The organism is Actinomadura gamaensis, assembly GCF_042652125.1.
In the GTDB taxonomy this organism is placed as follows: domain Bacteria; phylum Actinomycetota; class Actinomycetes; order Streptosporangiales; family Streptosporangiaceae; genus Spirillospora; species Spirillospora gamaensis.
Window position 1 is genome coordinate 1 of sequence record NZ_JBHSIT010000002.1, and the last position, 22540, is coordinate 22540.

12 protein-coding genes and 2 pseudogenes are annotated in these 22540 nt (G+C 69.1%); 3 read left to right on the top strand and 11 right to left on the bottom strand.

All coding sequences use genetic code 11. From position 1 onward, the window contains the following. The 4 genes and pseudogenes from ACFPCY_RS05945 to ACFPCY_RS05960 all read right to left on the bottom strand — a co-directional run. Nucleotides 1–260: pseudogene (locus tag ACFPCY_RS05945) on the bottom strand (hypothetical protein); the annotation flags it as partial. Nucleotides 261–455: 195 nt separating this feature from the next. Beyond that, nucleotides 456–875, bottom strand: a complete 420-nt coding sequence (locus ACFPCY_RS05950; protein ID WP_378253752.1) for a group II intron maturase-specific domain-containing protein — start codon at nucleotides 873–875, stop codon at nucleotides 456–458. A 21-nt stretch (nucleotides 876–896) separates the two neighbouring features. After that, nucleotides 897–2132: pseudogene (locus ACFPCY_RS05955) on the bottom strand (reverse transcriptase domain-containing protein); the annotation flags it as partial. Nucleotides 2133–2419: 287 nt separating this feature from the next. Further along, nucleotides 2420–3211: an ISL3 family transposase gene (locus ACFPCY_RS05960; RefSeq protein ID WP_465251213.1), complete on the bottom strand. Its 792-nt coding sequence runs from the start codon at nucleotides 3209–3211 to the stop codon at nucleotides 2420–2422. Between the two features lie 291 nt (nucleotides 3212–3502). On the opposite strand from ACFPCY_RS05960, the gene ACFPCY_RS05965 reads away from it, so the two are divergent. Then, the gene (locus ACFPCY_RS05965; RefSeq protein WP_378252598.1) at nucleotides 3503–4750 is read left to right on the top strand and encodes an IS701 family transposase; all 1248 of its coding nucleotides are present in this window, start codon (nucleotides 3503–3505) and stop codon (nucleotides 4748–4750) included. A 396-nt stretch (nucleotides 4751–5146) separates the two neighbouring features. Here ACFPCY_RS05965 and ACFPCY_RS05970 read toward each other — a convergent pair whose 3' ends face one another. The 7 genes from ACFPCY_RS05970 to ACFPCY_RS06000 form a co-directional block, all read right to left on the bottom strand. Beyond that, nucleotides 5147–7177, bottom strand: coding sequence for a DUF8189 domain-containing protein (locus tag ACFPCY_RS05970; RefSeq protein ID WP_378252599.1), 2031 nt, complete (start codon nucleotides 7175–7177; stop codon nucleotides 5147–5149). A 231-nt stretch (nucleotides 7178–7408) separates the two neighbouring features. Continuing rightward, nucleotides 7409–8575 carry an acyltransferase family protein gene (locus ACFPCY_RS05975; RefSeq protein WP_378252600.1) on the bottom strand — a complete coding sequence of 389 codons (1167 nt, stop codon included), beginning with the start codon at nucleotides 8573–8575 and terminating at the stop codon, nucleotides 7409–7411. A gap of 92 nt (nucleotides 8576–8667) precedes the next feature. Then, nucleotides 8668–11505 carry a stealth conserved region 3 domain-containing protein gene (locus tag ACFPCY_RS05980; RefSeq protein ID WP_378252601.1) on the bottom strand — a complete coding sequence of 946 codons (2838 nt, stop codon included), beginning with the start codon at nucleotides 11503–11505 and terminating at the stop codon, nucleotides 8668–8670. After that, complete coding sequence (locus ACFPCY_RS05985) at nucleotides 11502–12608, bottom strand: hypothetical protein (protein ID WP_378252602.1); 1107 nt, start codon at nucleotides 12606–12608, stop codon at nucleotides 11502–11504. Before ACFPCY_RS05985 ends, ACFPCY_RS05980 begins: the two co-directional genes overlap by 4 nt. Nucleotides 12609–12630: 22 nt before the next feature. Beyond that, the gene (locus ACFPCY_RS05990; protein ID WP_378252603.1) at nucleotides 12631–14745 is read right to left on the bottom strand and encodes a PIG-L family deacetylase; all 2115 of its coding nucleotides are present in this window, start codon (nucleotides 14743–14745) and stop codon (nucleotides 12631–12633) included. Further along, nucleotides 14742–16340, bottom strand: coding sequence for a stealth family protein (locus ACFPCY_RS05995; protein WP_378252604.1), 1599 nt, complete (start codon nucleotides 16338–16340; stop codon nucleotides 14742–14744). Before ACFPCY_RS05995 ends, ACFPCY_RS05990 begins: the two co-directional genes overlap by 4 nt. A gap of 329 nt (nucleotides 16341–16669) precedes the next feature. After that, a complete protein-coding gene (locus ACFPCY_RS06000; protein WP_378252605.1) occupies nucleotides 16670–18010 on the bottom strand; it encodes a phospholipase D-like domain-containing protein in 1341 nt (446 codons plus the stop codon). Between the two features lie 253 nt (nucleotides 18011–18263). On the opposite strand from ACFPCY_RS06000, the gene ACFPCY_RS06005 reads away from it, so the two are divergent. Both ACFPCY_RS06005 and ACFPCY_RS06010 read left to right on the top strand, forming a co-directional pair. After that, entirely contained in the window at nucleotides 18264–18602 is a 339-nt protein-coding gene (locus ACFPCY_RS06005; protein WP_378252606.1) for a hypothetical protein, read from the top strand. Between the two features lie 1050 nt (nucleotides 18603–19652). Beyond that, nucleotides 19653–22496 (top strand): LamG domain-containing protein, encoded by a 2844-nt coding sequence (locus ACFPCY_RS06010; protein WP_378252607.1) that lies wholly within the window; start codon nucleotides 19653–19655, stop codon nucleotides 22494–22496. Nucleotides 22497–22540: the final 44 nt, after the last annotated feature.

The following is a 22540-nucleotide window of genomic DNA, read 5'->3' on the forward strand; positions in this document are numbered from 1 at the left end:
AGCTGGAGAACCGGGACCGCGGGGTCCTCGGCCCGGCGTTGACGCAGGTACTCGCGGTGGGGATCGACGAGCGTGGGCCGGTACTGCGGTGCTCGCCGCATCCGTTCGGGCTTGTCGATCCGGGCATGGCGTTTGACGGTGTTCAGGGCGAGGTTCAGCCGGCGGGCGCATTCCAGCAGGCCGACTCCCGCCTCGAGCAGGTCATGGACCTGCTGCCATCGCTGCAGGGCGGTGGTCGTTCCGCCGTTGAGTTTGCGCACCCGGGAGGCGGTAGCCCAGCAGCCGCTGTGAACGGCCACTTCCTTCCCGACGGCCTGGGCGAGGTTGGTGGGTCGGGCCGGGGCGCCCTGCCGGGGTTGCTCCCGGTGGGTTTCCCCGCCCCGCCCTCCGAACCCGGCGTGCGGCTCTCACCGCACCGGGCTCTCCACGAGGTCATGCCGTCGGGATCGGGCTGGTCAGGCGTCCGGCCAAGGGCTGGGGATGCCGAGAAGACCTCGGTAGCGGTGACGCGTGATCGTCACTCTGCCGAGGTCGAACAAGGTGATCCCGTCCAGTTCGATGGGCTTCCAGTGTCCTTGCGGATCTCGGAGCCATCGCTGGATGGCCGTCCACGTCATGCGGTGCCGCTGCATCACCCAGCGGATCATCCGCCACCAGACGAAGGTGTGCAGGCGTTGCAGGGTGTGCTTGGCGACCGCGTGTTTGAAGTAGTTGGCCCAGCCGCGCAGGATCTGGTTGATCCGGATCAGCGCGATCCTGTAGTCGAGATGCGACAACCTCTGGGTCAGTGCCTTGATCTTCCGCTTCAGCGACTCGACTGGCTTGTCGGCGATGAAGGTATAGACGTGCCACTTGTCCGTTCCTCGCTTGCGCATCCAGACGACGCGGAAGCCGAGGAAGTCAAACCCCTCCGCAAGATGGACGATCTGGGTCTTGGCCGGTGACAGCACCAAGCCCATCGTTGCCAGGACCTCACTCACCTGCCCGCGAAGGTCGTCGACGTGCTCCCGAGTGCCATGGACCATGATGACGAAGTCATCCGCGTAGCGGACCAGTCGCCAGGTGGGCAGGCCTCGGTTGCGTCGTCGTTCGCGGTCCCGCCGGGTGCCCATAGCGGTGTCCCAGGTCTCGGCGGCGAAGTCGTCGAGCACCGAGAGCGCGATGTTGGCCAGCAGGGGTGAGAGGATCCCTCCTTACGGTGTTCCGGAGTTGGTCTCGTTCCGTTCGCCGAGCTCGGTCATGATCCCGGCCTTGAGGAACGCCTTCACCAGCGCGAGCACCCGCTTGTCCTTCACTCGCATCCGGACGCGATCCCTCAGGGCCGCGTGGTCGATGCGGTCGAAGCACGCTTCGATATCTGCGTCCAGCACCCAGCGATATCCCTGGGAACCGAACAGATGAATCTCCGCAATCGCGTCGTGCGCACGCCGGTTCGGCCGGAACCCATACGAGCACGGACGGAAGTCCGCCTTGAAAATGGGCTCCAGGACCAGCTTCAGCGCCGCCTGCACCACCCGATCGGTCACGGTCGGGATCCCCAGCCGGCGCAGCTTCCCGCCGGTCTTGGGGATCATCCGCTCTTTCACTGGCAGCGGCCGGAAGAGGCCCGCTCTCAGATCGGAACGGATGCGGTCCAGGTGCGTGTTCACCCCGGACGCCTCAACGTCGACGGTGCGGACCCCGTCGACGCCTGCGGTCCGTCCTCCGGTGTTGCCTGCGACTCGTTCGAACGCCATCACCAGGACGGCCGGGTCGCAGACGAAGTTGAACACATCGTCGAACCGGAAGCCGTGATCGGCGACCGCCCAACGGTGCAGTTTGATCTGCATTCTCCGTACCCGTAGCTCAGCGGCTTCCACCGTGGGCCACGCGACCGGGGTATCCACCCCGGATTCTCCGGACATTGCAGTACCTCCCTTGCGATCTCGCTGCCGCCCTTCCCCATGTGCCGGGCTTTCCCCGGCTCGGAGTACTACGGCGGCTCCGCCCCTCACCCGGCCCGTTCGGCCGACGGTGCGCCCAGCCCATCCCGGCCGCGCTGGTAGCGCGGACGAGGGCGAGGCCAGGGAGGTTCCCGTGTTCACTGATCGATCGGTCGTCGGAGTAGGCACCCGGCTATACCCCCGCGGCATCGCCACGGCTACCCCGCAGCACGTCACCGTGGCCTCCCGGACCGTCTGGTACTCACGACCCGGAAGTTGCCCGTCCTGATAGAAGGACGAGCACGCACCGCTACCAGCCCAGATCCGCCAGGTTCGAGCTGATGGCACCTTAGGAGGCTTCAAACACCAGTTCCTCTCGTATACCTCTCCGTCTCGCTCGCCGGACCCGCACCATCTGGCAGTACTGACACGTCCCGGCTTTGTCGGGGCCGCTTGCCACCCTCCCCGGCACCTCCCAGGTCAGGCTGCCCCCAGCTTCACCGCCCTGCTGCGACAGGACAGCGGCGAAGGTCTCCCACCTCCACCCGATCAATCAGCGCCTCACGGCGCACGTGCCAGATGTGCCACCGGTCACCGACCTGCAGGGCATCGGGCAAGGCCTGGTGGACGGCGTCGGCATAGCCGGCGGCTCCGTCACGGCAGACGATCTCGACGCCCGGGTGTTCACCTAGCCACGCCGCGAGGGTGTTGGATCTGCGGTCGGGCAGGACATCGACCCGTCGGCGGGTCTCGGCGTCGATCAAGACGGTGGCGTAGGTCCGGCCTCGCCGCAGCGAGAAATCGTCCACGCCCAGCACTCGCGGCGTCTCCACTGCCGGCAGCGGAATCCCCAGGAGAGCCCGCAGCGCGGTGTGGCGGGAGATCCGCACTCCCAGTGCGGGTAACACACGGGCACTGGCCCGGCTCGCTAACTCCCGGACCACCGCGCTGAGCTGGCAGGTCAGGCGGGTGGTTCGTCTTTGGTGACGTTCCAGCACACCGGTCACCTGTTCGCGGAACGTCCGCTGAGGACACCGCCGGTCCCGGCAGGCCAGCCGCCGCACCCGCACATTCACCACCGGCCGCCCGTCGATCGGGACATCGGTCACGGTCCGCTCGCACCACGCGTGGACATGCGCAGTCTGAACAGCACATCGCGGGCACGGCACCGGAACCTCCCGGCTACGGGCCCGCACCCGAATCAGCTCACCCTCGTCGATCACATCATCGATGACCAGGCCAGACAGGCCCGAAAACATCACATCGACGAGCTGACCGACCTCAAGCATGCCCCAGCGTGACAGGACACCACCGTCCGTTACCACCGAAAGAACGACAGAGCCGAAAGAGCGACAGAGCCGTTAACTGGACAGTCCCCATGCGAGAGGCCGATGTCCAAGTCGACCATACTTCGACAACTAACCCCGCGTGTGCGGGGAGGACACTTCCTGGCGTGCGGCTTCATGAGTTCGCAGCGAAGGCCTGTCGGTGATTGTCGGTCGAGCGCTCGCTAGCCCTTCAGTTGGAGATCGGTCCTGCTGTGGGAGTTCGACGATCTCCGTGGCGGGCAGCGGCGGAGCATGCGTGCGCAGGTGTTGGATGTCCCGCCGGTCGTGACCGATGCCGAGCGTGTGGCCGAGTGGTCCGATCGGTTGGAGGACCTGCTGGTCGAGGTGGGGTGGGTCTTTCCTCGGGTGGATCTGCGGCGGCGGGCGGCCGCGTGTGTGCGGGGTCTGCTGGCCCCGTTGTCGCGTAAGAACGGCTGGCAGTTGGCCGAGTATGCCGGTGACAGCGAGCCCGGTGGGCAGCAGCACTTGCTGAGCCGGGCGCGATGGGACGCTGACGCCCTGCGCGATTTCGTGCGCCGCTATGTGGTGGCGGGGCTGGACGACGGCGGCGAGGGCTTGGGGCCCGGCGGGGCGGGGGTGCTGGTGCTGGATGAGACCGGGTTCGCCAAGAAGGGCCACGCCTCGGCCGGGGTGGCGCGGCAGTTCACCGGCACCCTCGGCGGGGTGTTTCCCTGCCAGGTGGGGGTGCTGGCCGCGTGGGCCACCGCGTGCGGGCAGGCGCTGATCGACCGTGAGCTGTATCTGCCCGCCGAGTGGACCGGCGACCGGCCGCGGTGCCGGGCCGCGCACGTTCCCGAGCAGGTCGGCTTCGCGACCAAGCCGCGGAAGGCCGAGCAGATGATCGAACGCGCGCTGCCGGACCTGCCCACCGGGCGGGTGTGGGTGGCCGCCGACGAGGTCTACGGTCGCGACGGGGGCTTCCGCGCGTTCCTGGAGGAACGGCGGCTGCCGTATGTGGTGACGGTACAGGCCAACCACAGCGTGCTGCCGCGTCCCGGCTGGCGGCACCTGGCCCGCCTGGTGGGGCGCTTCGCCACCGACGCCGACTGGATCACCCTGCCCGCCGGTCCGTCGGTGGTCGAGAGCCGCAGCTGGCAGTGGTGGGTGCGGCGCGTGCCCGACCCTGACGGCGAGCTCGGCGAGGGCGCGTGGGCCCGCTGGATCCTGGCCCGACGGCGCGAGCCCGACGCCGACTGCGACTACTTCGTGGGTTGGGGGCCGCAGGAGACGCCGGTGGAGGAGCTGGTGCGGGTGCCGGGGGCGCGCTGGCGGGTGGAAGAAGCGATCAAGCTGGCCAAGTCCGCCTGCGGCCTGGCCGACTACGAGGTACGGTCCTGGCACGGCTGGTACCGGCACATCACCCTGTCGATGCTGGCCGCCGCGTTCCTGGCCGTCCAGGACGCGACGGCCCGCCGCGATGAACCGGCTGTCCTGGCGGGGCCGCCGCCGTCCCCGGCGCAGAGAGGGGGACCACGGTAGCCCCAGCGCCCGCATCGTCCCCGCCCGCTTCACCGCCTACGAGATCTGCCGCCTGCTGCCACTCACCCAGCCCACGCCCTCGCCGGCCGAGCGGCTCGAGCACGGACTGGGCTGGTCCTGGTGGCGACGCTGCCACCAGGCCATCGCCCGCAACCACCACCGACGACGCAACCATGCTGGCACCACCGGTCGAGCAACGGCCCGGCCGCCCCCGGCAACTCCCACAGCAGGACCGATCTCCAACTGAAGGGCTAGTGGTCAAAGTCTTCATGGTTCCTCGGCCTCCCAGGAGCTCTTTTGCTGCGAGCCACGAACCATAACGCGCATCGCAACCGAGCGGACTATCAAGAGCGCCATCTCCCGCCGCTGCGGGGCGGGAGATGGCGCCGTGCTGTGTCAGCCGACCTTGGTCCATGGCGAGAACGAGGTGGGGTTGCCGGGTCGGGTGGCTCGGCGGCTGTAGAGGTAGCCGTCGCCTGTGAACGCGAGGACGACGACACGTCCGGAGGCGTCCTCGACCGCGGTGGGTGCGCCGACGGCGTTTCCGTCCAGGTTGGTCCAGCGGTAGGGCGCGTCGGCTGACGGCCGGTAGCCGACCATCACACCGGACCCGGTCGTGCGGCCGACCAGGACGTTCCCGCGCGTCGCGCTCGCACCCTCGAACAGCAGGGGCCCGGTGGGTGCGGAGGGAGGCGAGCCATCGGTGCGCTGCTCGACCATGGCGGCGGTGCCGGGCGCGGGGTAGAAGATGCGAGTGGCGTCTCCGGGCGCGGTGGTGATCGGCCCGGCGGGCGGGTCGCCAGGGAAACCGTCCTGCAGGGTGAGCGGGTCGGAAGGGCTCGGCTGCTGCCAGTGCGCGATGCCCTTGGTGGTCGGTGCGAAGACCTCGATTCGCCCGGAGGCGTCGGCGGTGGCGGCCACGCCGTCCCGGACGCCGCTGCCGCCGAGGCTCTGCCATTTCGACGGCCAGACACCGGCCTCCTGGGTCTTCGCGCTGACGCCGCCGGCGCGGTCACGGACGAACACCGCCAGGTCCCCGTTGGGACGAACGGTCGCGGCGGGTGCTCCGACCATGTAGGAGGAGCCGGGGTCGGGGTTGCCGAGGGAGGTCCAGCCGCTCCAACGCCCGGCGGGATCCACGACGCCGGTCACGACGGCGTCGTCCGCCATGCGCAGCGCGAACAGCCGCGCGCCACCTTGCGCGTCGCGCAGCGCGGTGATGTAGGGAGTGAGCCCGGCTCCGTCCAGGAACCGGCCTTTCCAGGCGCCTCCCGGCGTCGCCTGCGTCCACTGGGCGGCTTGCCCGTTGAGGACGGCGAAGGCGCTGATCCCGCCCTTGCCGTCACGGACGGCCCAGGACGTGCCGTTCGACCAGCGGACGTACTGCCGAGCGACGAAGTTGGCGTAGAAGGCGGGCGAAGTCGGGTTCGGGAACGGGTCGTTCACACCGTTCTTACCCAGGTAGGTCAAAAACAGCTGGCTCTTGCCGCCGGTCAGGGACCCCAGGTCGGCGGGCGCGGACCGCAGGTTGTAGCCGCGGTAGAACCGCACCAGCACGTGCCGGTTTCCACCGGGACCGGTGTAGCGGGGCGCCGCGTCGACGACCAGGCGTCCCGTCCCGCGATGGTCGGTGTGGTCGCCCTCGGCGTAGATGTCGGTGGTCCAGTTGCCGGCTGTCACCGGCGACTTGGGGTCCTGGGTGAGCACGACCGTCACGTTCAGTTGGCGCATCAGCCAGGCGAGGGAATCGAGCAGCCGGGCCCTGGAGTAGCTCTGGTTGCCGATCCTGGGGTCGCAGCGGCCGTCGGTCTTGTAGGTGCCGAGCGTGGTCGCCGAGCCGCGTCCTCGGGAGAGCGACTCCAGCGAGGACGACGTTTTCATGGCCTGGTCGTTGCCCGCTTCGTGCAGCCGAAAGAAGATCAGCTTCACCTGGGGGGCCTTGTTGAGGGTGTCGAGCTCGACCGTGCGTCCGGTGCCCAGTTTGAGCAGACTGCGGTGCCATGAGTTCGGCAGTCCGGCCAGCTTCGCGCGGGCCGCGCGGGCGCCGTTCTCCCGATGCTCGGCGAACGCGCAACGGTCCAGACCTGGCGCGCCGTCGTTCTCGCCCCCGGTCAAAAAGACCGTGGTGGAGGCCGCGGCGCCGTGGCGCACCTCGTCGGGGTACAGGAACAGGGTGTCGTCATCCTCGTGCGCGACGACCTGGAAGAACGAGCCGACTCCCTGGGCACGGGCGGCCAGCTTGGTGATGCCGTCCGCCGCCATGGTCGGCTCGCCGACGGGAGCCTTGGGCGGTGTGGCCGAGGGGCTCGACTTCCGGGGCCCGGGGACTGGGGAGCTGGGAGGCGAGGGCGAGGCCAGGGCTGGAAGGGGGAACAGCAGCACGCCGGCGGTCAGCGCTGCGCCCGCGGCGTGGGTACGGCGGATCATCGGCGCTCCGTGAGCATGTGGAGCGTTCCGTCCTCAGTCGTGTAGACACAGGAGGCACAGAGGTTGAGCATGGGTTTCTCTCGCTTCAGGGCAGGTGCGAGGAACTCGCTTAAACAAGACGCAGGTTTTGTATGACTGGTTCAAATATTTAAAGTCAATGCTTCACATTCATCATATTTCTTCTTCTCGGGCGCACGGGAGTCGCAGTTTTTCCCTTTGTGCATGGCAGGCTCAGTCGAGTTTTCGCCTGCCTGGTTGAGGGCCCGAAGGGTGCGAGTCACTTGCAGTGGTTCGGGTACGGAGTTCGTCGAAGCTGCTTTTGAGGGCTGTGCGCAGGAGTGGGGCGAAGGGTTTCTCGACGGTCTGGTGGATGAGCCAGGCCGTGATCACCATCAGGACGATCAGTGCCCCGACCAGGACGGCGTGGGGCAGCCGGTCCGCGAGGTGGTAGATGAGGGTCCAGCCGATGTTCTCGTGGATGAGGTACAGCGGGTAGGTGGTGACGCCCAGGGTGGTGAGCCAGGCGCCCCTGATCCAGTCCAGTTTGCCGAGCGCGAGCAGGGCCATGACGCCGAAGAAGGCCGTGAGCAGGACGATGACCGGCCATTCGGGGACGTGGTAGCCGAGGTCCTTGAGCCGGCGGGTGTAGTTGACGTAGGTGGTCTGTTGCGCGAGCAGGTAGGACACGGCGACGATGCCCCACAGCAGCGCGGTGGGCTTGAAGCGGTGCGTCAGGTAGAGCGCGATGCCGGCGATGAAGAAGGGCGCGTAGTCGGTGGCGAACGCGGAGGTCAGCAGTTGGCTGCCGGTCTCGGCGGCGATGAGGGTGATGACCGTCCAGCCGAGGCAGAACGCGATCGCCGAGCGGTAGTTCAGGCCCTTCCAGAGGAGCAGGGCCCAGAGGAAGTAGAACTTCATCTCGGTCCACAGCGTCCAGAAGACGCCGTCGACGCGGCGTGCTCCGATGGGTTCCTGGAGCATGGTCAGGTTGGTCAGGATGTCGTGGACGGTGGGCGCGGGCCGGACGACGGGGGAGATGATCAGGACGGCGGCGATGGCCAGGACGGCGAACCAGTAGGCGGGGTAGAGCCGGACGACGCGTGAGGTGAAGAAGTCGCCGAGGCGGCGGTCCCAGCTGCTCATGCAGATGACGAAGCCGCTGATGAGGAAGAACAGGTGGACGCCCATCCAGCCGTAGGCCGACACCAGGTGCAGGTGGGGGAAGAGGTCCTTGGGGGATTGGCCGCGCCAGTGTTTGTCGGAGATCGCGGTGTAGTGGTAGAGCACGACGAACAGCGCGGCCAGGAAGCGCAGGCCGTCGAGGGCGGCCAGCCGGGGGCGGGGCGCGGTCGGTGTGCGGACGGGCGGAGGCGCGGCCGCGGGGGCGGCGGTGTGCATGGGGGATTCCTGTCCGGGCAGGGGGGCGGGCTGGGACCCGGAGGCCGGCCGGTGTGGGTGATCGGCCTCCGGGAGGTCGGGCGGGGGAGGGGTCAGGCCCTGCCAAGGCGCCGGTTGCGCTTGCTGCCCTTCTCGAAGGAGCTGGCGATCGGGAAGTAGCCCTCCAGGAAGCCGAAGACGACCTGGCTCTGCTCCTCGGCCGACAGGTCGCCGTGGTGGGTGTCGTTGAGGCAGATCACCTCGTGGCGGCGCTGGGTGAGGATCTGGGTGAGCCTCGGGTGCTGGCTGGCGTCGCCGACGTTGACGTAGGTGCAGCGGATGTCGCCGGGCACGCCGCGTCCGGTGAAGTAGGCGTAGTAGTGGTGCAGTGAGGACGGGATGGAGATGTCGGTGTGCGAGCGGGTCTGGGCGGCCGCCGTGCGCGCGACCGCCTCCGGGAACGCCTGAGCGATGTCGGCCAGCACGTCGCGGCGCAACGGGTGGGGCGCGTGCAGGAAGGCGTGCGTCAGCGTGTGGCCGAACGCCTCCTCGATCAGCACGCGGTTGTTCTTTCCGGCGCTGAAGTTGAAGTCGTCGTCCGCGTCGACCGGGGTGAGGGCGACCGAGGTCGGCGACATGAAGTACTTGGTGAGGCCGCTCGGGTGGAAGAACCGCTCGGGGCCGACGGGCGTGCCGAGGAACACGTCGTCGTTGAAGTACAGGAAGTGCTCCGACAGCCCCTCGATGTTGTGGATCTGGGACTCGATCGCGTGGCTGTTGAAGCTCGGCAGCCGTCCCCGGTCGCCGAAGATCTCGCGGTGGTCGACGATGCGGATCTTCGGGTGGCCGGTGTCCAGCCAGGCGGGGACCTGCCGGTCGGTGACCAGGTGGATCGTGCGCGCCCAGGGGGCGAACATCTCCAGGCTGCGCAGGGAGTAGCGCAGCTCGTCGCGGGACCGGAAGCGGGCCTCGGAGCCGGCGGCCTCGACCGGCGGGCGTCCCATCGCGGTGAACGCCTCGTCGCGGCGGGCCCGCCAGGCGGGGTCGTCGCCGTCCACCCAGGTGTAGACGATGTCGATGGGGAAGGTGATGTCGGCGACCAGCGTGCGGTCGAGGGCGGCGACCGCGGGGTGGGTGCGGTCGCCGATGGTGACGCGTCCGGTGTCGGCCAGGACGGCCTTGGGGACGGCGTCGCCGATCAGGGTCCGGCGCAGCGGGACCAGGTCGCCGCTGTCGGGGTCCTCGGTCCAGAACTCCAGGTCGCAGCCGTAGGCGGCGCTGTAGCTGAGCGTGCGGGACGCCGACACGACGGGCTGGAAGATCCGCAGTCCGGCGATGTCGAGGCTGTCGGCCAGCTCGGCGACCAGGGTCGCCTGGCCGGGCCGTCCGCCGGGATGCATGCGCTCGGCGTAGACGGGCCGGTCGGCGAACGCGGTGGTCAGCGCCTCGATGGCGGCGGTCCGGTGCTCGGCGCCGGTGATGACGCGGTGCCGGGGGCTGGGGTCGCGCAGGAGCCGGTAGGTGATCCCGGCCTCCTCCAGCACGGTGGTGACCAGTTCCAGGTTGGCGCGGACGACGTCCTGGGGCATCAGGTCGTCGGCGACGCGGCACAGGCGTCCGCCGAACCGGACCAGCCCGGTGTCGGCGGCGGCGAGCTTGGTCTCGCGGCGCGCGGCGGGGCCGTCCAGGCGGGTGGCCGGGGCGGGGACGGCGGGGGCGAACCCCGAGCCGCCGGTGCGCACGCCCCAGGCGGCGAGCCGGTCGATCTTGGCGGCCTGCCGGGTGGGGGCGTCGCGGCCGTCCAGCAGCCGCCGGTACAGGTCCTCCCACTGGCCCATGATCAGGTCGATGTCGTATTCGGCGGCCTGGCGCAGCGCGGCGGCGCCGAAGTCGGCCAGCATCCGCGGGTCGTCGATCAGTTTGAGCAGCGCGGCGGCCAGGCCGTCGATGTCGTCCTGGGCGACCAGGAAGCCGTTGACGCCGTCGGTGATGATCTCGGCGGGGCCGGTCTGGCAGTCGTAGCTGACCGCCGGCACTCCGGCGGCGAACGCCTCGCCCAGCACCAGCGGGAACGCCTCGCCGTCGCGGGAGGTGAGCAGGCAGATCGAGGACTTGGCCCACTCCTCGGCCATGTGGCCGGTCGGGCCGAGGAGCTGCACGTTGTCGTGCAGCCCGAGCGCGTTGACCAGCCGGCGCAGCGCGCTGGCCTGCGGGCCGTCGCCGAACACCCGCAGCACCCAGTCCGGGTGCCGCTCGACGACCTGCGCGAACGCGCGGATGGCGTGGTCGACCTGCTTGTCGGGCACCAGCCGCCGCGCCATGGTGACCGCCTTGGCCGACAGCGACGAGCGCGGCCGGAACCCGGCCGGGACCGGGTTGACGATCACCTGGAGGAGGGGCGCGCAGTCGGTCAGCGACTGGGCGAACCACTCGCGGGTGCGTTCGGTCAGCACGACCAGGGCGTCCAGGCGCGGCGCGTACCGGAACAGCGGCTCGCCGGTGCCGCCGCGGATCTGCGACGGCCGGTGCTCCTGGTGGACGGTCAGCACCCGCGCGGGCGGCAACGTGGTGGTGACCGCCATCAGCGCGGGCGAGGTGGACACCAGCACGTCGGTGTCCAGGTCGCGCAGGACGTGCTCGATCTCCATGTCCGACAGGCGGTGGAACGCCTTCTCCCAGCGCGGCTCGATCAGCCGGGACGGCGCGGCGGCCAGGGTCCGGCAGACCTCGTCGCTCATGTCGCTGGCGCGGACCGGACGCGGTACCGGCCCGGTCTCGTCCACCAGGTAGCGGACGGGGACCGTGGTGTCGAAGAACCGCTCGGTGCTGGTGCGGAAGACGCTGATGATCTCCACGTCGTGCCGTGCGGCCAGGTACTCGGCCTGGGTGTAGACGGCGCGCTCGGTGCCGCCCATCGCGTCGGCCCAGGTGAGCATGAACGTGATCTTCACGAGGAGACCTCCGGGGAAGCGGCGGGGGCGCTGGTCGGGACGGGCGCGCAGGCCAGGACCAGGTCGCCGGCACCGGTGTAGTACGGGCGGACGCGCAGCAGCGCGCCGGGCGAGACGGCGATCATCCGCTGCGCCACGCGCAGCGCGCGGCGGGGATCGCGCACGTCGTGCAGGTGGCGGCCGAGCCGCAGGGGACGCTCGCCGGACGGTTCGGCGAACAGGTGCCACAGCCGTTCCCGGCCACCGCCGCCGGAGGCCATCTGCCGCAGGGGCACGGTCACGCGGAAGACCGGTCCGCGCGCGCCGGGGCGTTCGACCGGCGTGGCCGCGACGGTGTGCGCGGGCGCCGAACCGCCCGCCTTGCCCCGTGCCTGGAACCGCACGGCGACCTGCGCGGCAGCCTGCGCGGTGGCCAAAACCCCGTCAGCCGGAACTCCGACGGACGGAACCCCGACCAGTTCGAAGTCGACGGTGGCCCGGGAGAAGGTGAGGTCCAACCGGACGATCTCGGCGTTCGGCTCGGGATCGGTGACGCGCAGCAGGCACATCCCGGTCGTCGAGGTCTCGGGCACGAACCGCATCCCCGTCAGCGGGCACGGCGGGGTCAGCGTGGTCGGGCCGTCCCAGGTGCCGAGCACGCGCGCGCCGCCGAGCAGCGTGAACGCGCGCTCACCGGTGGCGGTGTGCACCTGGAGTCCGATCCGCCAGCCGCCGGACCGCAGCGCGACGCCGCCGGCCGCCTCGCCCAGCGGCACGGTCGCGGTCAGCTCTCCGGCGGCCACCGGGTCGGCGGGCGCGCGCAGCCGCTGGCCCGCGCGGGCGAACACCAGCTCGGCCGGACCGTCCACCGGCTCGGGGAGCCGGGCGTGCAGGTTGAGGGTGCAGCCGTCCAGGACCGCGAAGTAGGACACCTCGGCCGACGGCCCGGAGGCGACCACTTTGGCCAGGCCGCTGCGGGCGATGGCCGCCCGGACCGCCTCGTCGGTCTCGCGGCGGATGCGCCGCCGCGCGACCACGGTGCGGGCCTCGGCCTCCTCGCGGAGGCGCTGGGCGAACCAGGCGGGGTCGTTGCGCGCCATGCGCCAGTACCGTGACGCGTTCATCGGTGTGTGTCGTCTCCTGCTCTCACTCGTCACTGGACGCTCGCACGCCGACGCTCTGCCACTGCCATCGGGCCGCGTCGGCTCCGGAACCGGCGAGGGCGTACGGGCGGGTCACCCGGAGTCGTCCGAGGGTGTCCAGCACGGCTGTGACGGCCCGGCCCTGCCCGTCCGCCACGGTGGCGGGGGCGTGCATGAACAGGCCCGGCGCGTCCTGCCAGCGGGTCCCGCCCAGCGAGGCGCCCACCCCGCCGGACGCGTCGCGCCCGACCAGCAGCGGACCGGTGCCCACCGCGCCGACCGGTCCCACTCCGCCCGGTCCCGGCAGGACCTCGGGCTGCCCGGGCCATGCCCCGTCCGGGGTCTGCTGCCGGAACGCCAGCGTGCCGGGCCCGCCGACCTGCCGTGCGAGCAGGCTCAACCGGCCCTGTCCATCGCGCGTCATCGTCAGCGGTCCGGTCACGCCCGTCTTCGTCGGCACCCACTCACCGGGCCCTTCGAGCGGCCGGCCGGGGCCGGGCTGCCGCCAGTGCCACAGGCCCGGCGTGCCCGGCGGCTTGTTCCATCGCCACTTGGCCCAGGCGGGGATCGCCGCCCCGAACACCTCGATGCGTCCCGAGGCGTCGGTTGCGGCGGTGAGCCCGTCCTGGACGCGCTTGCCGCCCAGATCGATCCACGGCCCGAACGTCTGGTCGGGGTTCTGGTAGCGGACGCTGACCCCCTGCCCGGCGTTGCGGCTGAACACCGCGATCCGGCCCGCGCCGTCCACGGCCGTCACCGGCGCTCCGGCGTCGCGCTCGCGGACCACGGCGAACCCGGCCGGGTTGCCCAGGTCGCGCCAGTCGCCGAACGGCCCGTTGGGACGGTCCTGCCGCGCGTACATGATCCGGTAGCGGGGCTTGGTCAGCGCGGTGGTCCGCAGCACCCGCAGGCCGAACACCGCCAGGCGGCCGTCCGGCAGGCGGGCCACGTCCAGGTCGGAGACGAACCCGGGGTCCGACATCGGCACGCCCGGACGCCATCGGCCGCCCGGCCGGTCCTGCTCCCAGCGCGTCACCCTGTCGCTGACCACCGCGAACGCCGTCAGCCGTCCGTCGGCCTGGGGCTGCATCCAACGGGTCGAGCCGACGTAGCGGGTATGGGTGCTCTGCGGCCAGCCGTTGCGCTCGCCGGAGTTCCCGGTCTGCAGGTCCCCGCACCCGCCGGGCTCGTGGCAGGGGAAGCCGCCCTTGTCGGCCCATCCGTAGGTGCGGATGAACGACATCTTCTCCTCGAACGCCTTGCCGCTGAGGTTGGCGGGCCAGTGCCGGTTGTAGTAACCCCGGTAGTACTCGGTCACCACCGGCCCGCTGACCTGCTTCTGGTAGCGGCGCGCCGCCTCCCGCGTCATCAGCGCCGTGGCGGTGTGGTCCGGGTGGTCGACGCGATGCTCGAACCCCTTGAAGTCGCCCCCGCGCTCCGGGTCGGGATCCAGGGTCCGGATCACCGACGGCCGGAACCGCCGCATCAGCTCGTCCAACTGCCCGATCAGCTCGGCGCGCGTGTAGGACAGCGACCTGCGGACCGGACTGCCGAGCGCGGGCCGGGTCGCCAGCTGCTTGACCCTGTTCTCCCACAACCCCATCAGGCGCTGCATCTTCCCGTCAGGACCGCGCCAGTTACCGGTGTTGAGGAACACCAGCCGCACGTTCGGCCGCTCGGTCAGGGTGTCGGACTCGACCGGTCCCTCGTCGGTGGGCAGCACGCCCCGGCTCCACGCCGCGTTCGGGTTCCCGGTCGCCATCTGCGCGTAGGCACGCCGCAGCCCGGCGTGCCGCGCGGCGATGTAACCCGGATAGTCGGTGGGGATCTCCGGCGCGCCCTGCGCGATGTTCTGCCCGTTGGCCTCCCCGGCGGTGACATAAACCGTGGTCACCGGCGACCCTGACCGCACCGACTGGACCAGGTCGGGGTTGATGAAGTACAGATCGTCGTCCGGATGGGCGACCACCTGCATGAACGTGACCGACGTCGGCCCGGCGGTCCGGGTCGTCCGGGCCGTGCGGCGGCCGTGCAGTTCCCGGACCGCCACCGCGCCCAGCAGGAGCAGCAGCACGACACCGATCACGGCACGCTGCCGCATCGGGATGAACGACCTCATTGGCCCGTTCCGATCTCGAACGGGCTCGGCACCGGAAAGTACGACCGCAGGAACCGTTCGACCAGCTGGTGCTGCTGCACGGCCGCGCCCGCGTCGAACTCGGTGTCGTTGATGCAGAAGCAGTCGTACGGCCGCTGGTCCAGGGCCGTGGCCAGCCGCTCGGCGGCGTCCGGGGCGGCCAGGTTGATGTACCGGTAGGCCATGTCGGCCTCGACCGCACGGCCGGTGAAAAAGCTGTAGTAGTGGTACAGCGAGGACGGGATCGCCACGTCGTCCGGGTGCCGGAACTGGTGCGCCGCGGTCTCCGCGCTCTCCTCGGCGAACTGGTGCTCGATCTCCGTCAGCACGCTGCGCCGCAACGCGTGAGGGGTGTGCTTGATCCGCGCCAGCGGCACCCCGCCGAAAGTCCGCTCGATCAACCGCCGGGTGTTCTTCCCGGCGGCCGTCGCGGGCTGGTCGGCCGCCGACCGGTCGCGCAGGTCCACCCGCTTGCTGGACGGGAAGAACTTACCGGTCCCGTTGGGATGGAAGAACGAGGTCGGCGCGAGCGGACGCCCGAGGAACACATCGTCGTTGAAGTACAGGAAGTGCTCGGACAACCCCTCGATGTGGTGCAGCTGCGACTCGATGGCGTGCGAGTTGAACGTCGGCAGCACGCCGCGGTCACCGAAGATCTCCTTGTGGTCCACCACCGTGATCTTCGGATGAGCGGTGTTCAACCAGGACGGCACCTGAGCGTCGGTGACGAGGTAAATGTGTCGCACCCAGGGCGCGAACAGCGCCAGGCTGCGCAGCGAGTACCGCAGCTCGTCGCGGCTGATGTACCTGGACTCGTTGGCCGCCTGCTCGTGCAACGCCTGCCCGGTGACCCGCTCGTGCGCGGCGTCCCGGCGGGCCCGCCACGCCGGATCGCCGCCGTCCACCCACGTGTAGACCACGTCGATGGGAAAGGTGACCTCGTCGGCGACCGGCAGCAGGAAGTCGGTTCTGGTGGGATAGCGCGCCTCGGCGTCGTCCCGGCCCGCCATCGGAGTCAGCACGGACGCCGGAACGTAGGTGATCTCACCGTCGGGGGACAGCACGTCGGTGATGCGGTTGTTGCGCGGAGCCACCAGTTCCCCGTCCCGCGCCTCCCAGAACTCCACCACGCAGCCGTGCTCGGGCCCCAGGATCATCTCCCCGCCGGGCGCACAGAAGTTCCGCGAAACCCGGAACGCCTTGCGCGCCCCCATCCGCACCCATGCCTCCGGGCCACTGGAGGCGCGGCTCCCGTCCGGGTCGTTCACCGGACCGACCTGCGCGTACACCTGCGCGGCGGCCGAGGCCAGCGCCTCCACCGCGCGCTTCTGGTAGGTGCTCGGCACGGCGACCCCGGAGGCCCGGAAGTCCGTGGGACGCAGGCAGAAGAACGGCACCGACGCCGCCGACAACACCGAGCAGACGAACTCCAGCGTCTCCCGCCACGCCTGCAGAGGTGACGCGTCCGCCCGCATCCCGGCCACCCGCAACCGGCCGTTCACCGGGAGCATCAGATAACCGTCACGCAGATGACGGTGGCGGCGCTGGAACAGCGAGTTGGAGAGCCTCAACCGCATTTCCGGTGACAGTAAGGCCCCGATCCGCTGCTTGGCCGATCTTCCCGCCTCCGGCGGCGCAGCCTGGGGGGCGCTGTCTCCTGAGTTTTCTCCCGCGCGACCCATATCCCCGGTCACGGACACGCGGAACTCCTTTCTAAAACGGCCAACAAACTCCCCGACCAGGGTGTTGACGCATCTGGCCGGGGCAAGTCTGTGTGGTGTAAACGAGTGATTCATCACGTGCGGCTCGCGTCCCGGAGCCGCAGCGGCCGGCAGCGGTGGCCAGGTCCTCTCAACGAGGCCCGCCCCCTGGAGCCGGCCGCGTCCGCCAGGGAACGCTTGCGCGCCTATCGGTATCCGTGCAGGTCGTCCTGGTCGAAGCCGTCCGGAACGGTGGTGTCGTGGTCGGGACCGAGCGCGGGGGCTCCGCCCGGGAGGAACGTGCTGCTCGTCCCGGAAGCGATCACCACGTCGGTCGCCGCGGCCACCTCGTTGAAGTTCGCCTTGTAGGCGTCATGGATCGCGTCATCGTTGATTTTCAAAAGCGTCTCGTCGTTCTCCCGCAGGGCGGCCGTGGTGTAGTTATGGCTCCCCATGAAAACGATCTTCTCGTTGGTGACGCCGTCATAGGTTCCTTCGATCGTCAGATACTTCGAATGGACCCCGTTGTCCTTCTTGGCGTCGGAGAAGGTGCGAACTCGTGCACCTCCATAGGAGGTGAAAGGAGCGGTGAGTTCGGTCCGTGAACCGTCGTCGATCGTGGTGTAGACGACGTCGACATAGCAGCCCGCCTGGTCCAGGTCGTGCAGCTTGCGCGCGACCGCGTCGCGCGTGAAGGAGAACATCGCCACCCGCACCACGGTGCGGTGGTCAGTGGGAGTCCCAACGGTGGTGCTCCCGGTACAGGACACCGCGTTGAGCGCGGCGAGTACGGTGTCCCCCTTGTCGGCGGCCGTGGTCTCCTTGCGCGGGAAGTAGTAGACCTTGGCGTTGCCCGAAGCGACAGGCGGGCGGACGGTGTAATAGTCGTCGCTCTTGCGCTGGGCGGCCAGGTCGGCGAAGTAGCCGGCGTAGCTGGTGAACAGAGCGTCGTTGCCGACGATCGTGCTCGCGCTGTTCCAGCCGTCCAGCCCGCCGATGCCGTTGGTCAGGTTGGCGGTGGACTGCACCACCACGTTGGTCGCGCCGGAGGTGTGGGAGAAGAGGTAGAACTTGTTGTGGTTCTTGGGACTGCCCGCCGACCCGATGCAGGCGCCCTCCTTGGCCGCGTCACCGGCGTCCTTGGGCGAGCACAACATCGTCCAGGACGGCTTGGCTTTGTCGGTCCCCAGCGCCGCGGCCAGCTTCTTGTAGGGGTCTAGGTCCTTGCTGGCCCAGTAGTCCGAGATCACCTGAACGCTGACCGCGCGCCCGGGCTGGGCCGCCGCGATCAACGCGTCCACCACTGGTGTCGAGTTGATCCCCCACACCGACATCCGGATCGTAGAGCCGACGGCGGCTCCGTTGATCAGGTTGATGAGGTGCGTGTTGATGGTGCTGCGTTCCACGTCGGTGCCGAGCGGCTTGTTGAACAGCGTCCCGGTGGTCACGGCCGCAGCAGCCGGAGGCACGGCGACGATCGAGATCGCTACTGAACTCGCCAGCAGTGCCGCCGACGCGAGCGCCAGCCGGGGAAAGGCAGAAGACATAAGGAGGGCTTTCTAGCGAGAACCCGGCGATGACCCCCGGGCTGGAGGACCAGGAGCAGACCCCTGGCAAGGTCACAGATCGCTGCGCGGAGGGAAGCGCAACCGGCGCGGCGGCCCGAACCTAGAGCCGCCTGCGTGCAGGGAAGGCTCGACCGATGGCTTCGAATCTGGAGCGGCCGGGCCACCAGCAGCTGTGCGGTCGCCGCGCGCTCTTCGCCCACGGGCAGGAGCCGCAGGTCGATGCCGCAGGAGCGTGGACGAACTGAGACGACCGGCGCTGGTCGGCCGAAGCAGCCGGGACAACACCACCGCGCCTATGGCCAGCAGAAACATCAGCCAACTCGCCTGGCCGATCACGACCAGTCGGCGTGGCTGCTCGGATGAGTGGGCGGCGCGCAGGGAGACCGACGGCAAGACAGCAGACCCGCCCACCGGCGAGGGGGCTGCCGCGATCTCCGGAAGGGTTACCTGTCGGCTCCTCGGTACCGGCAGCGGCAATACGGTCGCCGAGGTCGGCACCGGAGGCTTGCTGGTGGGCGGCGAAGCCGAGGTGGATGTACGGCTCGGCCGATGTGTGGGCGCGAGGTGGTGAGCCGGACGAGGCGGAGAAGGCTCCACCGACAGCGCGGGGGCGGGCGTGCTCCGCCCAGGCGGCGCGACCCGCAGCGTCGTGTGTCCGGTCACGCGATCGGCGTTGTCGGCGACCACACTGATCTGGACACGAACCCAGATCGGGGGACCGGACCGGGGCAGGTGCAGCCTGACCTTCAACGTCACGCTGTGTCTTGGCCCGGCAGCGGGTATCTCGCCCAGATCGCAGGCCTCGTCGGCCGCCGTGACGCATTGCGGTTCCGTCCAGTGTGGAGCCGAGGTGACCCACACCCGCACGTTCCGCGCGGTGTACCCGTTGGCGGTCAAGGGGAGCCTCAGGACCGTCGCCTCACCGAACGACGGAGTGCCGGTGGAGGCAGCGCCCAGGCGCAAGACCGACCGGTGTGGCCCCTGACTGGCGGTGGGGGAGAGAGCGGCAGACTCCGCCGAGGCCCGCGCGGGGGTCGGCGCGACGGCCATCACTAATAGTAGCGATGATGCGCCCACACCAGCCGTGCCGACGGTGCGCCAAGGGGCCACGTGCGGTCCTTCCATGCCGATGACGGATGTCACGATCGATCACGCTGTGCAGCCGACGAAGCTGAAAGAAAGGTGATCGACTCATGAAGACGCCCATCGTAAAGACCCGGTTTACCCGGCGCTAGTGTGACTCAGATCACTGCGCAAAAGGGCGATCTTGGAAGCGGTGGTTTCGCAAAGCCCTGCTGACGTTGTTTTTTGAGCATGATGTCCCAAATGTCCAAAATTAAGATCACTTTAATGTTGCTCCAAGGTTCCGGTACGTAGCCGACGTGATCTGGGTCACAGGATGATCATCCATTGACTACGTTCCGTGTCCTGACTAGCTTCCGCATGATCAGAAAACCTTGCTTACAGTTGCACCGTGCCGGTCACTGACCGTGTTCACGGGGCGAGCTGTACGCCTTCGTGAGGAGGTGGCGCTCTGCGTCATGGACACGGCCGACCCGGGTTGGCAGAAGAATCAGGATTTAGGCATCGGTCAACGGCCCGGAGACCGCGGCTGAGCCTGTTGGCAGCTTTTACCGCTGCTCTCGCGGTCACCGCGCAGATCGCGGTGCTTCCGCAGTCGGCCGATGCCACCCCGCTCAAAGCCGACCCGAGCACTGAGGCCGGGGCTTCGGCACAGGCGCGCAGCACCGGCAAGCAGGTCGAGGTCACCGGCATGCGCGGGGAGAACCTCACTACCTGGGCCAACCCGGACGGCAGCTTCACCTCGGTGCAGACTGTCCAACCCACGCGGGTTCATGCGCCCGACGGATCGTGGAAACCCATCGATCTGAACCTGGAGCAGCGCAGCGACGGCTCGATCGGGCCGAAGACGAGCACCATCGACACCCTGTCGTTCTCCGGCGGAGGCGACGACCACCTGGTGCGCATCGCCGAGGGCGGCAAGGGCGTCACGCTCGACTGGCTGAAGAACCTCCCCAAGCCCCGGCTCCAAGGCGACACTGCCACCTACCCTGACGTCCTGTCGGGCGTCGACCTGCAGATGCGAGCGTTCGCCACTGGCTTCAAGCAGGTCCTCGTGGTCAAGGACGCCCAAGCCGCCCGCAATCCGGAGCTGGCCAAACTGCAGTTGGCCATGGCCGCCAAACAGGCCAAGGCAGCCAAGACCGACGACGGCGGGCTCGCCCTGGAAGACACCAGCGGCAAGGTGGTCCTCCAATCCCAAAAGCCGCTCATGTGGGACTCCTCCGGAGCACAGAACCCTTCGTCGGCGCAGGCGGGCGGCCAGGGACCCGAAGATGTCCGCGCGACCGGCCCGCTGGCGGGCGACAAGGTCGTCCCGATGAACCTGGAGGTCTCCGACAAGCAGCTCACGGTCGTCCCCGACCAGAAGATGCTGGCGGACCCGGCGACCAAGTTCCCGGTCTACATCGACCCGCCGGTGGGGTACCCGACCAAGACCCAGGCCGTCTACGTGGCGAGCAACGGCGAGACCGACTGGACCTTCGACGGCCGCAGTGACAGCCGTGGCATCGGGCGCTGCAGCGGCGCCACCATCGGCGGAAACTACTATCTCTGTGATTCGTCCGGGTTCACGGCGCGGGAGTACTTCGAGTTCTCCATGGCCGGGTGGAACGGACGCAACGTGCGCAGCGCGACGTTCCGGATCGGTCAGTACTACACGTTCTCCTGCGTCACCGCCAAGGTCGAGCTGCGCCGGGTGAGCCCGCTGACCGACTCCGGCGGAAAGCGCAAAAGCATCAGCTGGAGCGCCCGGCCGACCAACGTCGACCTGCTGGGCGACCGCGAGGTCGGCCCCAACCGCGGGGACAAGTGCTCGACCTCGCAGGGGCAGATCGAGTTCAAGGACAACCCCGCCGAAACCAACGAGAACCTGACCTCCACGATGCGGACCGCGGTCAAGGAATGGCCGAAGATCACCTTCGGCCTCAACATGGCCGACGAGGACGACACCGCCAAGTGGAAGAGGCTGCAGAACAACCCCGCCCTGGAGATCACCTACAACACCCGGCCCGACCAGCCCCGGGACCTGAAGACCGGAACCACGCCGCTGGCCTGCCAGACAGGGGCCAACCGGCCCTACCTCAACGAACTGAACCCCTATCTGCGGGCGACGGTCGGGGACAAGGACAACCAGAACCTGATCTCGAACTTCGAATACTGGTCGCTGGCCACGCCGCAGACACGCAAGAAGATCACCACGGCGGCTGCGAAGGCCGGACAGCATTCGGTCCGCCTGCCGAACCTGGCCAATGGCTCCTACGGCTGGCAGGTCTACACCGACGACGGTTCGGGAGCCGGATACAACGACAACCTCAGCCCCAAGTCGGCGGTCTGCGAGTTCACCATCGACACGAGCCTGCCAAGCCCGCCGACGATCTCACTGGACCCCGGCAACCCCTACGACAACACCGCCGGTGCCCAGGGCGGCCCCTCCCAATCCGGAGTGTTCCGGTTCACCCCCGCCGCTGACGACAAGGACGTCAACGCCGTCGAGTGGGCACTGGACAACTCGACCACCTTCAAGCCGGCGACCAAGTCCGCCGACGGCAGCGCTTGGACGGCCGAAGTAAGACCCGGCCGCTATGGCCTGCTGACGCTGTTCGTCCGGACGATCGACAAAGCCGGCAACCGCAGCAAGACCCCGGCCGAGTATCCGTTCGAGGTGAAGCGCCCCGAGTGCCAGCCGGCCAGCCGCGACTGCCCAGTGTCCAACGCCTGGTGGAAGCTCGACGGCGACGGTGCCGACAGCACGACCATCGGAACCACCCACCCGCTCACGCTCAACGGCACCGCCGCGATCACCGACGGCCAGGTGGGCAAGGCGGCTCGCTTCGCCGGCAAATCCACTTCTTTCGCCGAAAGCGCACCGTTCACCGAGTTTCGAAGTGACAAGAGCTTCACCCTGTCCACGTGGGTGCGGCTTTCCCAGCTGCCCACCGCGAACGCGACGATCCTGAGCAAGAACGGGTTGCTGCACACCGGTATCTCTATCGGCTTCCTGAAGACCCTCACGGTGAACGGCAAGTCTCAGGAGGTCAACTCCTGGTATGCGATGGGCAACCTGCCCAACGAGGGCGAATCGGCTCCGACCCGAGTGCTGGCCGGGGAGGACTCCGCCAAGGAGAACCTGGGTTCCTGGGTACACCTGGCCGCCACCTACGACAACGAGAACGAGACCCTCACCCTCTACGTCGGTGGACAACCTGTCCTGTCCACTCACTATGTTGCGCCCGACAACGCGGCAGGCCCCGTGGAAGTCGGTCGGCACCAGTACAACAAGACCTGGGTCGACCCCTGGAGCGCCGATGTCGATGACGTGCGGATCTTCCAGTCCGTCCTGAAGGACAGCGAGATCGACGAACTCGCGCACACCACGGCCTGACCCCCCCTGATCTGAGGGCCGGCGTTTCCGGACGCGCCGGCCCT

Excerpts from the sequence above, each read along its gene's own strand:
- ACFPCY_RS05950 (WP_378253752.1), bottom strand. The coding sequence starts at position 875 with ATGCGCAAGCGAGGAACGGACAAGTGGCACGTCTATACCTTCATCGCC.
- ACFPCY_RS05960 (WP_465251213.1), bottom strand. The coding sequence starts at position 3,211 with ATGCTTGAGGTCGGTCAGCTCGTCGATGTGATGTTTTCGGGCCTGTCT.
- ACFPCY_RS05965 (WP_378252598.1), top strand. The coding sequence starts at position 3,503 with ATGCGTGCGCAGGTGTTGGATGTCCCGCCGGTCGTGACCGATGCCGAG.
- ACFPCY_RS05970 (WP_378252599.1), bottom strand. The coding sequence starts at position 7,177 with ATGATCCGCCGTACCCACGCCGCGGGCGCAGCGCTGACCGCCGGCGTG.
- ACFPCY_RS05975 (WP_378252600.1), bottom strand. The coding sequence starts at position 8,575 with ATGCACACCGCCGCCCCCGCGGCCGCGCCTCCGCCCGTCCGCACACCG.
- ACFPCY_RS05985 (WP_378252602.1), bottom strand. The coding sequence starts at position 12,608 with ATGAACGCGTCACGGTACTGGCGCATGGCGCGCAACGACCCCGCCTGG.
- ACFPCY_RS05990 (WP_378252603.1), bottom strand. The coding sequence starts at position 14,745 with ATGAGGTCGTTCATCCCGATGCGGCAGCGTGCCGTGATCGGTGTCGTG.
- ACFPCY_RS05995 (WP_378252604.1), bottom strand. The coding sequence starts at position 16,340 with ATGCGGTTGAGGCTCTCCAACTCGCTGTTCCAGCGCCGCCACCGTCAT.
- ACFPCY_RS06000 (WP_378252605.1), bottom strand. The coding sequence starts at position 18,010 with ATGTCTTCTGCCTTTCCCCGGCTGGCGCTCGCGTCGGCGGCACTGCTG.